The sequence below is a fragment of the Phycisphaerae bacterium genome, assembly GCA_019636475.1.
In the GTDB taxonomy this organism is placed as follows: domain Bacteria; phylum Planctomycetota; class Phycisphaerae; order UBA1845; family UTPLA1; genus JADJRI01.
The window spans coordinates 319,861-337,703 of record JAHBXN010000004.1 but is presented as its reverse complement, the minus strand read 5'-3'; the positions used below and the strand labels follow the sequence as shown (position 1 = coordinate 337,703).

The 17,843-nt window shown below is 60.2% G+C and carries 13 protein-coding genes; 3 read left to right on the top strand and 10 right to left on the bottom strand.

All coding sequences use genetic code 11. The features are described 5' to 3' along the window. Positions 1–377 precede the first annotated feature (377 nt). Both KF841_08835 and KF841_08830 read right to left on the bottom strand, forming a co-directional pair. The gene (locus KF841_08835; protein MBX3395461.1) at positions 378–2,312 is read right to left on the bottom strand and encodes an adenylate/guanylate cyclase domain-containing protein; all 1,935 of its coding nucleotides are present in this window, start codon (positions 2,310–2,312) and stop codon (positions 378–380) included. After that, positions 2,309–3,436, bottom strand: a complete 1,128-nt coding sequence (locus KF841_08830; protein ID MBX3395460.1) for a hypothetical protein — start codon at positions 3,434–3,436, stop codon at positions 2,309–2,311. Before KF841_08830 ends, KF841_08835 begins: the two co-directional genes overlap by 4 nt. A gap of 418 nt (positions 3,437–3,854) precedes the next feature. On the opposite strand from KF841_08830, the gene KF841_08825 reads away from it, so the two are divergent. Beyond that, a complete protein-coding gene (locus tag KF841_08825; protein ID MBX3395459.1) occupies positions 3,855–4,280 on the top strand; it encodes a PilZ domain-containing protein in 426 nt (141 codons plus the stop codon). A gap of 42 nt (positions 4,281–4,322) precedes the next feature. Here the strand turns inward: KF841_08825 and KF841_08820 are convergent, their stop codons facing one another. From KF841_08820 to KF841_08785, 8 genes are all read right to left on the bottom strand, one after another. Beyond that, positions 4,323–4,712 carry a zinc ribbon domain-containing protein gene (locus KF841_08820; GenBank protein MBX3395458.1) on the bottom strand — a complete coding sequence of 130 codons (390 nt, stop codon included), beginning with the start codon at positions 4,710–4,712 and terminating at the stop codon, positions 4,323–4,325. A gap of 53 nt (positions 4,713–4,765) precedes the next feature. Beyond that, on the bottom strand, positions 4,766–5,404 hold the full coding sequence (locus KF841_08815) for a nucleotide exchange factor GrpE (protein MBX3395457.1): 639 nt from the start codon (positions 5,402–5,404) through the stop codon (positions 4,766–4,768). A 192-nt stretch (positions 5,405–5,596) separates the two neighbouring features. Next, positions 5,597–6,727: a molecular chaperone DnaJ gene (gene dnaJ, locus KF841_08810; protein MBX3395456.1), complete on the bottom strand. Its 1,131-nt coding sequence runs from the start codon at positions 6,725–6,727 to the stop codon at positions 5,597–5,599. Positions 6,728–6,907: 180 nt separating this feature from the next. Beyond that, positions 6,908–8,527 carry a chaperonin GroEL gene (groL, locus tag KF841_08805; GenBank protein MBX3395455.1) on the bottom strand — a complete coding sequence of 540 codons (1,620 nt, stop codon included), beginning with the start codon at positions 8,525–8,527 and terminating at the stop codon, positions 6,908–6,910. A gap of 91 nt (positions 8,528–8,618) precedes the next feature. Then, on the bottom strand, positions 8,619–8,918 hold the full coding sequence (gene groES, locus KF841_08800) for a co-chaperone GroES (GenBank protein MBX3395454.1): 300 nt from the start codon (positions 8,916–8,918) through the stop codon (positions 8,619–8,621). 129 nt (positions 8,919–9,047) lie between these two features. Continuing rightward, on the bottom strand, positions 9,048–10,760 hold the full coding sequence (groL, locus tag KF841_08795; protein ID MBX3395453.1) for a chaperonin GroEL: 1,713 nt from the start codon (positions 10,758–10,760) through the stop codon (positions 9,048–9,050). A 348-nt stretch (positions 10,761–11,108) separates the two neighbouring features. Then, the gene (polX, locus tag KF841_08790; protein ID MBX3395452.1) at positions 11,109–12,839 is read right to left on the bottom strand and encodes a DNA polymerase/3'-5' exonuclease PolX; all 1,731 of its coding nucleotides are present in this window, start codon (positions 12,837–12,839) and stop codon (positions 11,109–11,111) included. Positions 12,840–12,884: 45 nt separating this feature from the next. Continuing rightward, on the bottom strand, positions 12,885–14,093 hold the full coding sequence (locus KF841_08785) for a glycosyltransferase family 39 protein (GenBank protein ID MBX3395451.1): 1,209 nt from the start codon (positions 14,091–14,093) through the stop codon (positions 12,885–12,887). A 243-nt stretch (positions 14,094–14,336) separates the two neighbouring features. Here KF841_08785 and KF841_08780 point away from each other — a divergent pair, with 243 nt between their 5' ends. Beyond that, complete coding sequence (locus tag KF841_08780; protein MBX3395450.1) at positions 14,337–15,440, top strand: 6-phosphofructokinase; 1,104 nt, start codon at positions 14,337–14,339, stop codon at positions 15,438–15,440. Positions 15,441–15,701: 261 nt separating this feature from the next. Next, the gene (locus KF841_08775) at positions 15,702–17,627 is read left to right on the top strand and encodes a hypothetical protein (GenBank protein ID MBX3395449.1); all 1,926 of its coding nucleotides are present in this window, start codon (positions 15,702–15,704) and stop codon (positions 17,625–17,627) included. Positions 17,628–17,843 lie beyond the last annotated feature (216 nt).

Here is a 17,843-nt window from a genome sequence, read left to right as displayed (position 1 = left end):
CACAAAATCCCGGCAGCGTATCCCGGATTCTGGAAGGCCCCCGCCCAACCTGAAATTTCATCGCCCGATTCGGGCGACGGCAGCGCTTAAATTCGGAACAGAAACGTCCCAAAACACGCGCCGCGTATCCCGCCGACCCGCCCCAGCGGTTGGCATTTCGGCCGGACAGACCTTTACAATTAGCTCGAATATACTGATTCTCGTCGCGCGATTCAATACGATGGCGCCGGCTGGCAGAGGCAACACAGGCCAGCCACATGCCGCACACACCCTCCACCGACCACCACGCGCGGATCGGTGGCCGATGCCCGCATTTATACCATCGTCTATTTCATTCAAACCAACCATGTCGCGACAATCGAAAACCACGCCGATTGTCAGGCTGGGATCACAATTTCATACAGCGCATGTTTGCCGGTCGCCCCGCGTAGTTCCACCATGCCGAACGGCCGGGCCCGTTTCTGAAACGACGGATCCAGCCGATCGAACAAAGCCTGACTGGCCAGAATCTCTCCGCCGCGCGTGTGCCCCTCGATGCGCGACGCGAGATTCACCGTCGCGCCGACGACCGTATAGTTCGAACGTTCCGCGCTCCCGACATGCCCCAGCGCTGCAGGCCCCGAATGCAGCCCGATGCCGCACGACAACGCGGCTTCGCCGCGCGAGGTGCGATGTGCATTGAGTTCCAGCAGCCGTGCCTTGAGCCCCATCGCCGCACGGACCGCGCGCGCCGCATGATCCGGCTGCTCAATCGGCGCTGAAAAAACCGCCATCATCGCGTCACCCACGAACTTATCCAGAAAACCGTCCTCTTCGAAGACGGCCGACGTGATATATTCGTAATACTCGTTCAGCATCGCGGCCACCCGCATCGGCGGCATGTCGTACGTCTGTCTGGTGTAATCGCGCAGGTCACAGAACAGGATCGTCACGTCGCGGACCTCGGTGGCCGCGATTCGCTCGGGATTCGCCTTGATTGCCTCCAGCACCCGCGAGGACACGCTGCGGCTGAACAACCGTTCAATGCGACGGGCACGCTCAGCCAGCCGCCCGGCCTCCATTGAAACCAGAATCCACCGCGCCCCGTAAGCCACTGCCAGCGCCACGACAATACCCAGCAGTGGACCGACCATCGGCACCACGATTGATTGATCAAACGCCCAGTGAGCCATCGCGATCCAAAGACCCGGCAGAAGGCCCGCGCTTAGGACGGCGAACCACGCAGCTTGAATCCATCGGCCGCGCCGTCGTCCATAAACCAGCGGAATCCACGCCAAAATTCCGGCCGCCCACGCCGAACCGCCGGCCAGCGCTTCGGCCGACGACGGCCTGCACCATGAATCGTCGAGATGCCGGTCTTCGAGTATCTGTGCCACTACATTGGCATGGTAATAGATGCCGGGCGTCGGCTCCGACGACAACGGGGTCCTGAACGAATCAGACACCATTCTTGACTCACCGATGATCACGATCGCCCCATCTATCAATTTCGAATCAAATCGCGCCAGCACCGCATCCGCGAGAGACATGGTCTGCCACCGAAAAGCGTCCCCATCACCGCCTCGCTTCACCGCGACGTAGTCCACCAGTTCGCCGGCCCGCAGTTGATGCGGGCCGACAAGCGCCCGATCATCACTGAACGAGATCGCCGCATGGTCGTCCTGATCCAGAACCGCAAACAAGGCAAGCGACAGCGGGAAATGAGCAAGGCGCGACGACTCCGAAAGCCTGCCATCAACCAGCACATCCAGAAATAGGCAAGGATTCACACGCCGAAGCACGTTATCGCCTGGATCCGGCTCAACCGAAATCACTCCCTCGACTGCGCCCGCTTCGAGAAAAAGATCGGCGGCACGAATCACGCCGCCATCGCTGTAAACCGTCGCAACCACCACATTCGAACGAGCGATGGCTGTCGCCAGCGCATCGTCGACTTCCGGCGTCGTCCGATCCTCAAGCCAGATATCCAGCCCGACCACGAGTGCCCCGGCCTCCGCAAGATGGTCGATCGCCTTCGCAAGATGTTCCCGCAAATTGAAAACCAGACCGTCGTGCTTCAATTCACGCCGGCTGTCCTCATCCACTTCAATGATGACCAGTTTTGTGGTGGAACTGCGCGGGCTGCGAGATTGGAATCGCCAGTCCAGCGTCGCGCCTTCCAGCCGGGAGATTCCCGGAAGATTGCACAGCCAGATCGCAATGATCGCCGTCGCCAGCGGCCCCACGACGACGCAGACCCACGCCCCCGACCGCGAAAGAACCGGGCGATCCTGAAGATAGGCTGCCGGACTTTCGCGATCCCGATCGCTCAATTCGACGGTTGCTCCGTCGCCAGATAGGCGTCGTCTCCGGCCGATTCGCCACGCCCTTGCACACCCGCCGCAACCGTGTCGACGACCACGATCACTCGGCCGCTTCGGATAAGGCTCGCCCCCTCCGCACTCTTCGCCAGTTCTTCCGCATCCGCCTTTGTCAGCACAATCTTCGTGTCACCCGAAGTCGGCGTTTTCACCGCCTGGATGACACGTTTCCTGCGTCGACCGCTCGATTGCGTCGTGGGTTGAGAAGCAGCCGGCGGCGCCGACACAACCCCCAAGGCCATGACTCCTGACTCCGAGCCCTCAAATCCAAACATCAGCTCGACCGGCCACTGCGGCGGCGCCCCAACCTGCTGAAGCGATGCCACCTGCGCTTCATCCCACGAGATCTCCGCCCATGCCCTGAGTTCCTCCGAAGACATCGATGTTTCGGCATAACGCAGCGGTCTCTCGCAACGATCGACCCCGGCCTGCATGACGCTCACGTCATAGATGACGCGGCCACTTGAATCAATGATTGACGGAAACAGGCACGGCTCAATTCCCGTACCCCGTGCGTCAATAATCAGCACGCAGTCCGACACATCGATCCGCTCACGCACCAGCGCGACATGCGAGACGCCGCGCGACGCCTCCTGATGTTTCCGCTCATAAACGACTGAGCTGACCCCTTCCAATCCCCAGATCGGCACACGAACTTTCACCTTGAATCGTGGCGGCCGCTCGTCGGGATGCCACTCGGAAAGATAGACTTTGTATCCCTTCACCTTGCCTCGAATGCGCACCTCACCGTTCCGCACGCCACCGAGACGACCCTTGTCGTCGATCTTCAGACCCATCGACAATGCGAGCGCGTTTCGCACCGCGACCACCGTCGCCGCACGCTCTGCCATCTGCCGATCCTGGGGGCTGCGGCCCTTCGCTCGACCGAATCCGCGCGCCTGCACGAATCCGTTCGTCCAATCAATGTCGCCATTGGCCGCGGGCCGCTTATGTGGCTTCAGTCCAGGCGGCAGCGCTTCCTGTGCACCGAGCGGCGTCGAGATCGCGCCCAATACACCGAAGGCCAGAGCGAATGGGAGTAAACACACCGCGCGAAAGAGAATTCGAGAATTCATAACACCTCTCCACGGGTCCGACGGCGGTGCGGTGTGACTCGGAGTTCCGTAATTAGAAATGATTGCCTGGCACAGGCCTGCCAACAATCGACAGAAACTCTATGCCGCGATGCAATGACAGACAAGTGAACCGGAACACGAAATAATGAATCGCCGCAGAATGGCTCATCAGCCGCGCCGACCCTACTGTCAGCCCGCCCATTCGATCGCGAACTCCCCTGCGGCTCCGAAAAACCAGGCGGCAACCCGAGATCCGAGCGGTCTGGGTCCGAGAAGTGCCCCTGCCTCGCGCAACGGAGGCAGACTGTATTGTAGGATAATCCACGCGAAGACCGCGATGCAGATGCGCGGCGCGATGAAAACCATATGCGCGTGGGAACAATCGGCAGCGACGCGCCAAGGCCATTAGAGGAAGCTTATGACCCAGACGGCCCCAACTCCGATTGCGCACATCATGGAACGCGAGATTCAACGTTTTGTCGAACGCGCGGCAAAAATCTCGAGCAGCGCGCTTTATCGAAACCGCCGAGCGTCCACGCGATATCATCGCGCTGTGCCCATCCTGTACGCGCGTCTCGATGCCGGCGCTCATCATGACGAATCCGCCACACTCCAGGATGTCTCCAGCGACGGCCTGGCGTTCTACTGCGATCACGGCCTGAGCGTCGGTTCGATTCTGGCGGTGAAGTTGTTCTGGTCTGACACCGAAGCGCACCGGGTGCCGGCGATCGTCCGACACTGCACGATCACTCAACAGGGATTCCTGATCGGCGCGGAGTTCGCCGTCAACCACCCGGATGCGTGCCGCCTGATAGAATCCCAGCCGCCCAGTTGGTACGGATGAGACGGCAATCGGTCCGTGCGTGCCGCGGCATCTGCACCGCCTTCATTTGGAAGATTTGGATTGCTTGCCCGGCTTGCCACCACCGGGTTTGGGCGCCTTTGATTCAGCGGATTTCGCGCCGGATGACGAGGCCCCGGCGGAGTTGGATTCCGATGTTGACTTGGCGTCGGAGCCGCTCTTTTCCGCCGATTGGCCCGAACCGGCTTCAGAGTCTGACTTCGCGGCCTTGCGATAGCTTTCGCTCCGATAGTCGGTCTGATAGAATCCCGCCCCCTTGAAAATCACGGCCGCTCCGGTGCCGATCAATCGACTGACCCGGCGCAACTTGCCGCAGGTTTCACACTCCGCTTTCTTGAGGGGGGATGCCTTGATCGACTGAAACACGTCGAACACGGAACCACATTCCTCGCACTGATACTCGTACGTCGGCATATCTGCGTGCTCCTACCGAACGGAACCTGTCCGGCCTGCACTCAATCCAATGCTCACGACTTCAACACGGTCTCGACGCCATCGTCAACGCCGTCGCCTTCGCGAGGCTTTGCCGAAACGGCGACTTTCGCATGCCGAAGAACGCGATCATGCAATTTGTAACCGCGTTCGAATTCCTGGGAGACCGTGCCGGAAGACAGATCTGAATTTGTATCCTGCATGAGCGCTTCGTGAAATGCGGGATCGAACGGGCGACCGACCGACTCAATCGGCTCCACTGCGTTCGAGCGAAGCGCCTTGATGAATTCGTCACGAAGCAGCATGACGCCCTCGTAAATCGGATCGTTCCGATCAGCTGGCTCAAGGCTTTGCAGCGTGCGCTCCAGGCCGTCCAGAATGGGCAGCATGCTTCGAGCGAAGCCGGACGACGCATGTCGCAGCGAAGTCGCATGTTGCTGATTGAGGCGCTTCGCGATATTCGCGCACTCCGCCTGCGCTCTCAGGAGCTTGTCCTTCAGTTCGTCTCGCTCGCGCACCAGTGCGGCTTTCTCATCTTCCGGCCCGGCTGCGACGCCGGAACCGATCGGCGCGCCGTCGTCCGACACGACACCATCCGGACGCCCGTTTGAGGTCGTGCCTTCAAGTTCTTCAAGGCCGTTGCGTGCCATGTTGTCTTCTGTCTGGTCTCCCATGGTCAGTTCTTTTGCGAGTTCATTTGTTCCTTGTGGGAGGCGACGGCCGTCGTCGCATCACTCCTGAGGCACAGCTCGGTGGAATGGGTCTGCGATTTCCACCGACCGGAATCGCCCCGCATCTCTCAATAGCGGTTCAATGCACACCGACTAACGCAACCCGGGCAGCACCCATCTTCGATCACCGCCCGCTCAACCGGTGCGACCGTCAAAGAAATCCTTCAATTTGTCGAAGAACCCGCGGCTGTTCGGCATCACGCGAGCATCTTCCGTCTGAGCAAATTCCCGGAGCAATTCCTCCTGTCGTGCATTCAACTTGCGCGGAATTTCAATCAGCACGCGCACCGCCTGATCACCGAGCCGTCCGTTGCGAATGTCCGGCAGCCCCATGCGATGCAGACGGATCAGCTCGCCGTGCTGCGTGCCCGCGGGAATCACCACCTCGTGGCGCCCCCTGAGCGTCGGAACTTCGATCTTCGCGCCGAGTGCGGCCTGCGAAAAACTGATCGGCAATTCGCACAGGAGGTCATTGCCATGTCGCTGAAGGAATGGATGCTCCTTCACACTGACATAACAGTGAAGATCGCCGCGAGAGGTCCCGTCATCGCCGGGCTCGCCCTCGCCACGCAGTCGAATCGCCTGACCGTCATGAATGCCGGCGGGAATCTTGACCGTCACCACGCGCCGCTTCGGCATCCGCCCGGAACCACTGCAACTCTTGCAGGGCTTCGTGATCGACTTGCCACGACCATGACACACAGGACAAGCCGTCACTACGCGCGTCGAGAAAAACCCGCCGCCGCTCGTTCGCTCGACCTGGCCATATCCGCCGCATGTGTCACACGCGACAACCTTGCTGCCCGGCTCGGCGCCCTTGCCGGCGCATGTGTCGCAGTAGTCATTTCGGGTGAATTCGATCTGGCGTTCGGTCGCCTGGGCGACGTCCTCGAGCTTCAGCACGATCTCCGTTTGCAGATCGACGCCGCGCGAAGCACGACGGCCGCCCCCAAACACGTCCCCGAAGATGTCCCCGAAGATGCTGAAGATATCGTTGGGGTTCATCCGCGAAAAATCGTGACCCGCAACACCGCTCAGACCGGCATGTCCATGTCGATCGTATCGCGTGCGGCGTTCAGGATCGGAGAGCACCTCGTAGGCTTCCGAGGCCTCCTTGAATTTTTCGTCCGCTCCGGGATCCGACGAACTGCGGTCCGGATGATACTTCATTGCCGCCTTGCGAAAGGCGCGCTTGATCTCATCCGGCGACGCGTCGCGGCCGATTTCGAGCACTTCGTAGTAATCGCGCTTTTCCGCCACGTTCATCGTTTCTGTGTCTAGGCAACGAAAGGGCGCTGCGTTCGCGGCTTGACCGTCGGCTGTGAACTGATCCCCGTCGTCAGAGCCGGTGACAGAGGCTGATGCCTCCTGATTCTTCCAACAAAAATCGGCATCGGGCGGGGCAATCCCCCGGCCCCGATGCCGAATTCACTTCAGGATATTCCTTTATCGGATCGAACCAGGAATCGCATGATCCTTGTCTTTGTCCTTCAGTTCCGTGACCATCACATTGCTCATCAGCAGCGTGCCTGCCACGCTTGCCGCATTCTGCAACGCCGAGCGGACGACCTTCGCCGGATCAATGATGCCGGCCTTGATCATGTCGCAGTACGCGTCCTTCCGGGCGTCGTACCCATAGCTGCCCGACTGTTCAAGAATCTGCTCGACGACGACCGAACCATCCTTGCCGCCGTTCTCGGCGATCTGTCGCGTCGGATACCTCAGCGCCCGCGAGACAATCATCATGCCGGTCTGCTCATCGCCGTCCACCTTCTTGGCTGCGGACTTGATGGGATCGATGCAGCGAAGCAGAGCCACGCCGCCGCCCGGCACCACACCCTCCTCAACCGCCGCTCGCGTCGCATGAAACGCGTCATCGACCAGGTCCTTGCGCTCCTTCACCTCGATCTCGGTGGCGCCGCCAACCCGAATGACCGCAACGCCGCCCGTGAGCTTGGCCAGACGCTCCTGTAGCTTCTCGCGATCGTAGTCGCTCGTGGTGCGCTCGATTTGCGCACGAATCTGGTTCGCCCGTGCCGTCACGTCCGACTTCTTGCCGCTGCCTTCGATGATCGTCGTATTCTCCTTCTCGACGATGATCTTCTTGGCCCGTCCGAGCTGGTTCAGCTCGATGCTGTCCAGCTTCAAGCCCCGATCCTCGCTGATGAATTCGCCGTTTGTAATGACAGCGATGTCCTCCAACATGGCCTTGCGCCGATCACCGAAGCCGGGAGCCTTGACGGCACAGACCTTCAGAATGCCGCGAAGCCGATTCACGACGAGGGCGGCCAGTGCTTCGCCATCGACATCCTCCGCCAGAATGAGCAGCGGCTTCGATGATGTAACGACCTTCTCCAGCAGCGGAACGATATCGCGAACGCTGCTTATCTTCTTTTCGTAGATGAGCACGTACGCGTCTTCAAGCACGCACTGCATTTCGCTCGTGTCCGTGATGAAGTAGGGAGAGATGTAGCCCTTATCAAACTGCATGCCCTCGACGACCTTCTTCTCGGTCTCGAAGCTCTTGCCTTCTTCAATTGAGACGACGCCCTCCTTGCCGACCTGCTCCATCGCCTCGGCCAGCATGGCGCCGATTTCCACATCGCCATTCGCACTGACAGTACCAACCTTCGCAATGTCGCTTGATCCCTTCACAGGAGTCGACATCTTCTTGATCTGCTCAACCGCAACATCGACCGCACGATCAATGCCACGCTTCAGGAGCATCGGGTTTGCCCCGGCCGCCACATTCTTGAGGCCTTCCTTGAAGATGGCTTCGGCCAGCACAACGGCCGTCGTCGTGCCGTCGCCGGCAATGTCCGAGGTCTTGCTCGCGGCCTCGTTCACCATCTTGGCGCCCATGTTCTCGAACGGCTGGGGCAGTTCGATTTCCTTCGAAACCGAAACGCCGTCCTTCGTCACCCGGGGCGAACCCCAGGACTTCTGTAGCAACACGTTGCGGCCGGTCGGACCCAGCGTCACTTTCACCGCCGCCGCCAACTTGGAAAGACCGGCGACCACGTTCTCGGCGGCCGAATGGTCAAACATCATCTGCTTTGCTGCCATAACTGTTTCCTCATCTCCGCGTGTCTCGCGGCGCTAATTCTGTCTGGCGACACCGGCAGTCTCCGCCGGCGCGAACGACCATCCAATCGCCTTACTTCTCAATCACCGCCAGCACGTCGTGCTCACGGAGCACCGTGTACTTCTTACCGTCCAGTGACACTTCCGTGCCGGAATACTTTCCGTAAAACACCTCGTCGCCGATGCGGACCGACAGCTTCGCACGATTGCCCGAATCGAGCATCTTCCCGGGACCCGTCGCCATGACCGTTCCGCGCGTCGGCTTTTCCTTCGCGTTGTCCGGCAGAACAATGCCGCCGGCCGTTTTCTCTTCGGCCTCATGCTGCTGCACCACGATGCGATCATCCAACGGAGTGATATTCAACTTCGCCATTGTCGTAACTCCTGATTTCATATCTCAGGCGGCCGATGGGCCGCGTTTGAATTCCATCACTGACACATCAGAATCGAGCGAAACCGCGAGAGTCACGTCAAACTACCCTCGCGAAATCCCACTGGGGGATTACATCATGCCGCCCATGCCGCCCATGCCGCCCATGCCACCCATGCCGCCCATGCCGCCCATTCCACCCATGCCGCCCATCTCGTCGTCATGGTCATGATCATGGCCGGCGCCGGCGTTCTCTTCCGGCTTCGACGTCACGCAGCAGTCAGTCGTCAACAGAATGCGTGCCACACTGCCGGCATTCTGCAATGCCGTTCGAACGACCTTGGCGGGATCGATGACGCCTGCCTTCACGAGGTCCTCGTAGGAATCCGTGAGAGCGTTGTAGCCAAACGCCCCGGATTTGCCCTCGACCTTGTGAACGACCACGCCCGGCTCGACGCCGGCATTCGATGCGATCGTCATGATCGGGGCGAGAATTGCCTGGCGAACCACGTTGACGCCGGCCTTCTCGTCGTCCCCGCTGGCTCGAACCTTGTCAATTGCCGACCGCGCACGGAGTAATGCCACACCGCCGCCCGGAACGATGCCCTCTTCCACCGCAGCTCGCGTCGCGTGCAAAGCGTCTTCGTAGCGAGCCTTCTTTTCCTTCATCTCGCCCTCTGTGGCCGCTCCGACCAGAATCTGAGCCACACCGCCTGCGAGTTTCGCGAGGCGTTCCTGAAGCTTCTCGCGATCATAGTCACTGGTCGTCGCATCGATCTCACGGCGAATCAACTCGATGCGACCCTGAATTTCCTTCGATGAGCCGGCACCCTCAATGATTGTCGTATTGTCCGCGCTGATCTGAATCTTCTTGGCCTGGCCCAGATCGGCGATGTTGATGCCGTCCATCTCGATGCCGAGATCCTTGAAAATCGGCTTGCCGCCCGTGAGAACCGCGATGTCTTCCATCATGGCCTTGCGCCGATCGCCGTAGCCCGGCGCCTTCACCGCGGCCACCTGGAGAATGCCCCGAAGCTTGTTTACGACCAGCAGCGCAAGTGCCTCACCCTCGACATCTTCCGCGATGATAAGCAGCGGCCGCTTGGTCTTCGCCACCTTCTCAAGCAGCGGAACCAGCTTGGTCACATTCGAAATCTTCTCTTCGAAGACCAGGACGAACGCTTTTTCCAGAACGCATTCCATTTCATCCGGATCGGTCACGAAGTGAGGCGAAAGATAGCCGCGATCGAATTGCATGCCCTCAACGACCTCAACGGTCGTTTCAAGGCTCTTGCCCTCATCGATCGTGATGACCCCATCCTTGCCGACCTGCTTGAAGCAGTCCGCCAGTTTCTCGCCAACCTCGCGATCATTGTTCGCGGAGATCGACGCGACCCGAATAATGTCTTCCACATCCTTCGAATCCGCCTTCACAGGGCGAGACATCGATTGGATCTCTGCGGAGACGGCGCGAACCGCCTTCTCAATGCCGCGGCAAACCGCCATCGCGTCCGCGCCCGCCGTAACGACTCGAAGCCCCTCCTTGAAAATGGCCTCCGCCAGCACCGTCGCAGTCGTGGTGCCGTCGCCGGCCGCGTCGGATGTCTTGCTCGACGCTTCCTTCACAAGTTGTGCGCCGAGGTTTTCATACTTATCAGAAAGTTCAATCTCTTCCGCGACCGTCACACCATCCTTGGTGACCGTCGGCGCGCCCCAGCCCTTGTCGATGATCGCGGTTCGCCCGCGGGGACCGAGGGTCGCCTTGACCGCCGACGACAGCTTCTGAACGCCGGTCAACAGAGCCGACCGAGCGTCCTCCCTGAAAACAACTTGCTTTGCACCCATGGGCCAATGCCTCCTGTAGCCTTTTCTGCCGAAATAGTCTTGCGTTGCCTGTTCCAAAGCTCGGGCCATCGACCGAAGTCGAACGCCGCCGAGATTGACAAACGAGACGATGAAATCAACAAAAGCGCCTATGAAACCCTTCGTTCCTGACGCCTTCCGCGTTTCCGCAACGCGGATAGAAAATCTCCGGCAGGTCGTAGGGCAACCCCCATGCCGAATCGCCTCGGCACGACAGAAAGTGCTAATGTCATCTAAAATAAGAAGTTAGAAATTTTGGCCACTGGCGCCACCACGTGAATTCGACTGCCGAAACGGCAGGCGCGATCGTAACACCTGCCGTTTCGGCTGCTATTGAGACCGCTTGCGCTTTCGGGCGACCCATTTCCGCAAGCTCGGCAACGGCAACGTGTTAACGACATCCCGGGCCGTAACCCAGCCGCGACGAGCCGTCTTGATTCCGTAGATCATCTGGTCAAATTGCGCGATGGAATGCGCATCTGTGTTGATGCAAAATTGGGCCCCGGCCTCCATCGCGATGCGAATATGAAGGTCGCACAGGTCGAGCCGCTGCCATGATGCGTTGATCTCCAGCGCCGTGCCTGTCTCCGCGGCGCGTGCGGCAATCGAAGCGATGTCCATATCCATCGCCTCGCGGCGACCGATCAGACGGGTCGTCGGATGGCCGATCACATTCACGCACGGATGGTCGATCGCGTCGAGCATGCGTTTGGTAACGCGATCGCGATCCTGCTTCATGGCGTTGTGAATACTTGCGACAACAAAATCACAGGCGGCAAGCAGATTATCTGGATAATCCAGCGAACCATCCGCGAGGATGTCGCACTCACAGCCGACGAGCACCGTGATGCGATCGTGCTCATGATTCAGCGATTTGATCTTCTCGATCTGACGCCACATGCGGTCGATCGCCAGTCCGTTGGCGATCGCGCTGGATTTCGAATGATCGGTGATGGCGATGTACTGATAGCCGCGTTCACAGGCGGCCGATGCCATCGTCTGGGCATCGGCGGTTCCGTCACTGGCGGTCGTATGGCAATGCAGGTCACCGCGGATGTCGGCCAGCTCGATCAGTGCGGTCGGCACTTTCAGATCAAGCTCGCCGCGGTCCTCTCGCTGCTCGGGCGGCACGCAGAGGACTCCGAGACGCTCATAAATTCCAGTCTCGTCCGCGCCCGCGAGGCGTTTTTCGCCATCGAACAAGCCCCATTCGTTGAGCTTCCAGCCGCGACGTGATGCCATCTCGCGCAAACGAATGTTATGCGCCTTGTTGCCCGTGAAATACTGAAGCGCGGCACCGAATGATTCTCCGGGCACGACTCGACAATCGACCTGGATTTCGGCGCCGTCACGCCGCTGCACGAGGATCGATCCCTTCGTATCACCGGAAGCGAGCACCCGACGACTTTGCGGCAACGCGACAAACGCGCCAACTACTGACGGTCCATCGTCCGCCTCGCACAGCAGATCCACATCGCCGATTGTCTCGCAGCCGCGCCGCAGGCTGCCGGCAATTTCCACGCGACGAACGCCCTTGACCGCTCGCATCGCACCGGCCAGTTCCTCGGCCAACGGCCAAGCGATTCCCAGAGGTGTCCGGCCGCTTGTCCGTTCCAGAAGCTCGATGCCCTTAGCGATCTGATCGACGCTTTTGGCCCCCATTCCCTTCAGCTTCACAAATTCACCGGACGCAATGACTCGTTTCAGATCCCCTATGCAGGTCACTCCCAACTGCTTCCATGCGAGCGCGACCTTCTTGGGTCCCATTCCGGAAATGCCCAGCAGCGCAGGCAAGCCGGACGGCACGGTCGCGAGCAATTCATCGTGCATCCCGATGCGGCCGTCGGCGAGAAACTCTTCGATTTTCGACGCCATCCCCTTGCCGATCCCCGGCAACATTCCTAACTCACCGGCGCGAGCCAGGTCTTCGATATCCTGCGTGAGATCTTTGACGGTGCGAGCGGCGCGGCGATAGGAATTGATCCGGAATGACTGCTCGCCAGTGATTTCGAGCAGGTCGGCAATGTCGTCGAGAACGGCAGAAACTTCCTTGTTTCTCATACTCTGCAATATAGTCAGCGCTGGAGAGGTTTCAACCGGACCGGTTTAAGAGCGCAGTGGTGGATCGCCGGGCCTTGTCAGATCATGCGCCGGGGTGCGCCAGAAATCGCCATCCTCATGAATGCGACCGCGCAGATCGATGTGCAACAGCCCCGCGCGGCTGATAAATCCGATTTTTCCGTCGACGATGCGCTTCCAGCCCGCGCTTTCGCTCGACCAGGGGTACACAATGAACTGCGCGGCTGTGAGGATCGCGACTGTCGCCGTGGCCCATGTTCTCCGGCGGGGTTCCACGCGACGGCTGACGTACGCACCGATGCCGAGGTAGCCCGCCCCGAGCAGAGGCAGGAAGTAGCCCTGAACGACATGGGTCAGCAACAAAAGCGTGAGCCCCGGCCCGACCCAACATGCGGTGAGCCAGCCGGCGGTCGGAGCCGCGCCGGGTGAAGGCAAGTCCACGCCGCGAATTCTCCGGCGTGACGATACGGCGATCGCCAGCAATACCGGAAGAGCCGCGGCGAAGTTCCATCCCAGATTGACCAGAATCTTGACCGCGTTTCGAATCAGACCGTCAACCAGACCGGCCCGAAACACACTCTGGCCGAAAAGAATTTCGCGGGTGTGCGCCAGTCGCGCCGATGCGGACGCGGGATCGCCACGACCGTAGAGCCACCAGCCGGCAGCATAGAGCATCACGAAACCGAGCAGGGTGAACCCCAACGTCAAAGCTGGCAGAGTCTTGCGACCGACCCATCGCTCCGACAGCAATACGAGCAGAAAAAGATAAAGGACGAGGTCGACGCGCAACAGGCACGACAGCGCCATCAGCGCGGCTGCGACCAGAATCAAAGCCCGACTCCCAGTCGATACAGCGCGGACGCATGCCAGGACGATGAACAACCCCAGGGCCGTTGAGGTGCAATAGGTCAGGGCCGTGACTGACGAAAACCACATCAGCGGACTCGCACCGAAAGCCAGTGCCGACCAGAAGGCGACCGAGCCCGACATGAATCGTCGAAAAATCAGAAACGCGACAGCCGGTGAGACCACGGAAGCGAGCAACGACCAGACTGCAAAAGCCCAATACGGCTCGACACCGAAACGGGCGAGCGACATTCCCAGTGCAACCCATAGCGCGTAGCCGGGATGATGCACGGGGTAATCGGCCGGATACCCAATCCCGGCGATGAAAGCCATCTCATCGGGATGCACCGGGTGCGGATGTTCCAAGACCAGCATCCGAAGGCCGAGCATCAACAGTGCAATCGAAGCACACGCCCAACCGACGGAAAGCCGTTCCACCCCCAAGGCGGAATCATCACTGTTCGATGGCGTCTGCTCCACGACCTGCAAGCGTATGAATGGACGCTACACGGTGCAAGTCATACACTGACCGCGCCGCGCAACTCCCTGGCGGTGGCGTGCAAACCGATAGGCCGCGTCGACCCATTTGTCAGGCACGCCCCTCTTCAACGCCGATTCACGGAGCGCTCCTCCATGGCAACACCGACTATCAAACGCATCGGCATCCTCACCGGCGGCGGCGACTGCCCGGGTCTGAACGCCGTGATCCGCGCCGTCACCAAGACGGCCATACTCGATCACAAATGGGAGGTATTCGGTATCGAGGACGGTTTCCTGGGATTGATTGAGAATCGAATTCGTCCAATGGATTGGGAAAGTGTCAGCAACATTCTCACCCGGGGCGGCACGGTCCTGGGCACATCCAACAAAGCCGACCCCGCACGGTTCGCGGTCGGCACGAATGACCAGGGACAGCCGATATTCAAGGATGTCCGCGACCGGGCGATGGCCAATTACAACGCTCATAAACTAGACGCCGTTGTCGTGGTCGGTGGTGACGGGACCATGACATGCGCGAATAACCTGACAGGCATGGGATTTCGGTGTGTCGGCGTACCAAAGACGATTGACAACGACCTGATGCATACGAACACCACGTTCGGATTCCAGACTGCCGTTGAAATCGCCACGGAAGCGATCGATCGACTGCACACGACCGCGGCAAGCCATCACCGTGTCATCGTCGTCGAATTGATGGGCCGCAATGCCGGCTGGATTACGTTGCACGCCGGCCTGGCAGGCGGCTGTGACATCGTGCTGATTCCTGAAATTCCGTATGATATCGGCGTGCTTTGCGAAGTATGCAAGCACCGCATGGAGACGCACCGGGCATGCACCCTGGTTGCCGTGTCGGAGGGTGCGAAACCACTCGGCGGCCAGGCCGTCATTCAGCAGACGATCGCCGACAGCCCGGACCCGGTCCGATACGGAGGCATCGCCCATGTACTGACGCGACAGCTCGAAATGTGCTCCGGAATCGAGTCCCGCGCCGTGGTGCTGGGCCACGTCCAGCGCGGCGGCACGCCCTGCGCGGCGGATCGCGTCCTGGCGACGCGTTTCGGCCATGCCGCGATCGACCTGCTGTCGACCGGTCAATTCAATCGGATGGTGGTTATCCAGCATGGCCAGACTGGCAGCGTGTCCATCGCAGACGTCGCGGGCCGCCAGCGAACGATTGAGCCGGAAAACGAATTGCTGCGAGTTGCTCGGTCGATCGGGACCTGCCTCGGGTATTAAGCCCACCCGGCGCTCGGACGGACAGCTCTCCGGCAAATGCGGGTTTGCAGCCCGATATTCCGCAATGCCCGGATAACAGCAGCCTCGTCGGGCCTGACACGAAGTTACAACGCCGGAATCGATTGACAAGGGGAGGAGATCGGTGTTAAATATTGTATTGGCAAAGCCTTGAAGTCATACCTTCCGGGGGGCCGGACGACTTCGGTCCGCCTGCCTTGCGCCCCAGCGCAGTTGTAACGGAATCACAAAGGAGACAGTGCCTTGGCCACGCGACCCAGTCTCGGTGTGGGTGGAATCGTCGGCGCAGCCGTCGGACTTGCGGTTGTCGGCGCGCTCGTTGCGTCCCCTTTGTACCTGAGTCCCTTTCAGAGCGAGAAGCAACTACTCGCCAAGGCGGCTGCCGACCCGATCGAAAAGATTCGGCGCGTCCTGCTGAACCTTGACGAAAGCCTGGTTGCGTTGGCTGACGCCCGGGCAGCATCCGAACAGGAGCTCCGACTCGACACGTCGCGAATCGACGAGATTCTGAAGCAGTCGCAGGGGCTCGTCGCGAAGGATCTGCTGGATGCGCTGTCACAGTCCGCGCAGGCCATGCAGGCGATCGAACAGTCCGATCGCGACCGCGGGACGGCGATCGCCGGCGATAGCGTCAAGTCCGGCCAATTGCAATTCCGCACCGCTCCCAATGAATTGAAGAATAAATATGTGGCCGCACATAAAGAGCTGCTGACCAAGGCAGCCACGGCCGTTCGCGAACTTGAGAACGCACGTGGCGGAGATGCAAATACATCCAATCTGCTCGGGGCCAATCGCATCAAGGCGATTCTGGATCAGGCCAAGGGACGCATTGAACGCAATCGGGCCGCATTCGAAGCCTGGCAGGCCGAGGTCTATCGAAAGCAGGCGTCTTCGCTGGTCGACTCCGTGACGCTTCTTCAGCGAATCGCCGGTTCACTCGAGGCGGAAGCTCCCAACGATGTGATCGCCGATCTGACCCGTCAGATCGAGGAGCAGGAGAAGGAAATCACGGGTCTGAAGTCGACCGTGGCGCAGATCGCGCAAGCGGTCGCGCAGGCCGAAGGTCGCGTGGGCGAACTGGAGGAAGTGGCGGTCCTTTCACGCCGGCGGATGAGCGAACTGGAAGCACAGGGTGCACCGATTCACGAACCCGACAGCGAGTACGGCCGCCTTTCGGAAGCCGCCCGAAATGCCGAAGCGGCAATCGATATCCTTCGCAACGGCACGATTGCGAACGCCCAGGTCGTATCTCCGCCTCCCGGCGGTGACATGCTCGAAACGAAATACGAGGGCGGCGACCAGCAACTGGGAATTCGGGATTTGCTTGATCGCGTTCAGCAACGAAAGGAGCAACTGGCGTCTCGCGAGAAGTTTCAAGCGACCTTGATCGCCCGCAAAGCGGACATGGTCAAGCAGCGCGATGAGATGAAAGCGCGAGCACGGGCGGCCTTGCAGTTCGCCGATGAGCAACTGGGCCAGATCGATCAGTTGCTCTCGATCGCCGAAAAACACCTTCGCCTTGCCGACAGCGCTGCCGTGGAGGCGGCGAAGTCTCTGCAGCAAAGCGCGCTGTGGTCCGTGAAGGCCGTGACCGGCGCGACCAATCGACAGAATGACGCTCGTTCCGAAGCGACGGGAGCGACGGAGATGGACCAGGACCGCATCAAGATGATCTCTGAGGATGTCGACATGAAGGCTGCCGCGGAGATCATCGGGGCGGAGAGCCTCTTGATGCTGGCCATCACGCATGCCGATCAGTATGAATGGATCCGCTCGGACTACGAAGTCCGGCTGAGCATCTCGCGCCGCACCGGCCGCGATGAGCCGATTGACATGGAATCGAAGTACGAGGACCTTCGCGTCAAGGCAATGTCGAAGGCGTCCGAGGCGGCGAAAATCTATGCATCAGTCGGCAAGACGCTTGCCGGTTCATCGTCGAAAATCGGCTCGGCCACAATTCAAGGCAAGGACCAGAAATGGCAGTCTGAAATCGGCGAAGCGACGGCGCACCTGTTGCTTGCATCGCTCGCGGCGTCTGACGATGAACGCCGGACCGAACAGGACGCGGCCTACGCCCTGCTGAAGGGCGTCGTTCAGGGTCGCGAGCAGAGTCCGAACGCCCAGGCGGCGATCCAGGCATTTCTCTATCTCCAGGAGAAGGCGAACTGAGGCGGGCCAACCGCTTCTCATCTCTGATCGTTCGAACGTCAACCCGCAATTGCGCGAGGTCCGGCCACCCTTTCGGTTGCACGGCAAACTGTCGGCTCGACTGCGCATTGGGTCTATCACGAATGCATCTTGATTGAATTGTAGATTCGGCGAATACTTTCCCGGAGGTCAACGGCACGATGGATCGTCGCCGCTTGATTTAATTCCCTCTCGGGA

What these genes read in the sequence shown, in the direction of transcription:
- KF841_08830 (MBX3395460.1), bottom strand. Translation starts at nt 3,436, where the DNA reads ATGAATTCTCGAATTCTCTTTCGCGCGGTGTGTTTACTCCCATTCGCT.
- KF841_08825 (MBX3395459.1), top strand. Translation starts at nt 3,855, where the DNA reads ATGACCCAGACGGCCCCAACTCCGATTGCGCACATCATGGAACGCGAG.
- KF841_08820 (MBX3395458.1), bottom strand. Translation starts at nt 4,712, where the DNA reads ATGCCGACGTACGAGTATCAGTGCGAGGAATGTGGTTCCGTGTTCGAC.
- KF841_08815 (MBX3395457.1), bottom strand. Translation starts at nt 5,404, where the DNA reads ATGGGAGACCAGACAGAAGACAACATGGCACGCAACGGCCTTGAAGAA.
- dnaJ (MBX3395456.1), bottom strand. Translation starts at nt 6,727, where the DNA reads ATGAACGTGGCGGAAAAGCGCGATTACTACGAAGTGCTCGAAATCGGC.
- groL (MBX3395455.1), bottom strand. Translation starts at nt 8,527, where the DNA reads ATGGCAGCAAAGCAGATGATGTTTGACCATTCGGCCGCCGAGAACGTG.
- groES (MBX3395454.1), bottom strand. Translation starts at nt 8,918, where the DNA reads ATGGCGAAGTTGAATATCACTCCGTTGGATGATCGCATCGTGGTGCAG.
- groL (MBX3395453.1), bottom strand. Translation starts at nt 10,760, where the DNA reads ATGGGTGCAAAGCAAGTTGTTTTCAGGGAGGACGCTCGGTCGGCTCTG.
- polX (MBX3395452.1), bottom strand. Translation starts at nt 12,839, where the DNA reads ATGAGAAACAAGGAAGTTTCTGCCGTTCTCGACGACATTGCCGACCTG.
- KF841_08785 (MBX3395451.1), bottom strand. Translation starts at nt 14,093, where the DNA reads ATGCTCGGCCTTCGGATGCTGGTCTTGGAACATCCGCACCCGGTGCAT.
- KF841_08780 (MBX3395450.1), top strand. Translation starts at nt 14,337, where the DNA reads ATGGCAACACCGACTATCAAACGCATCGGCATCCTCACCGGCGGCGGC.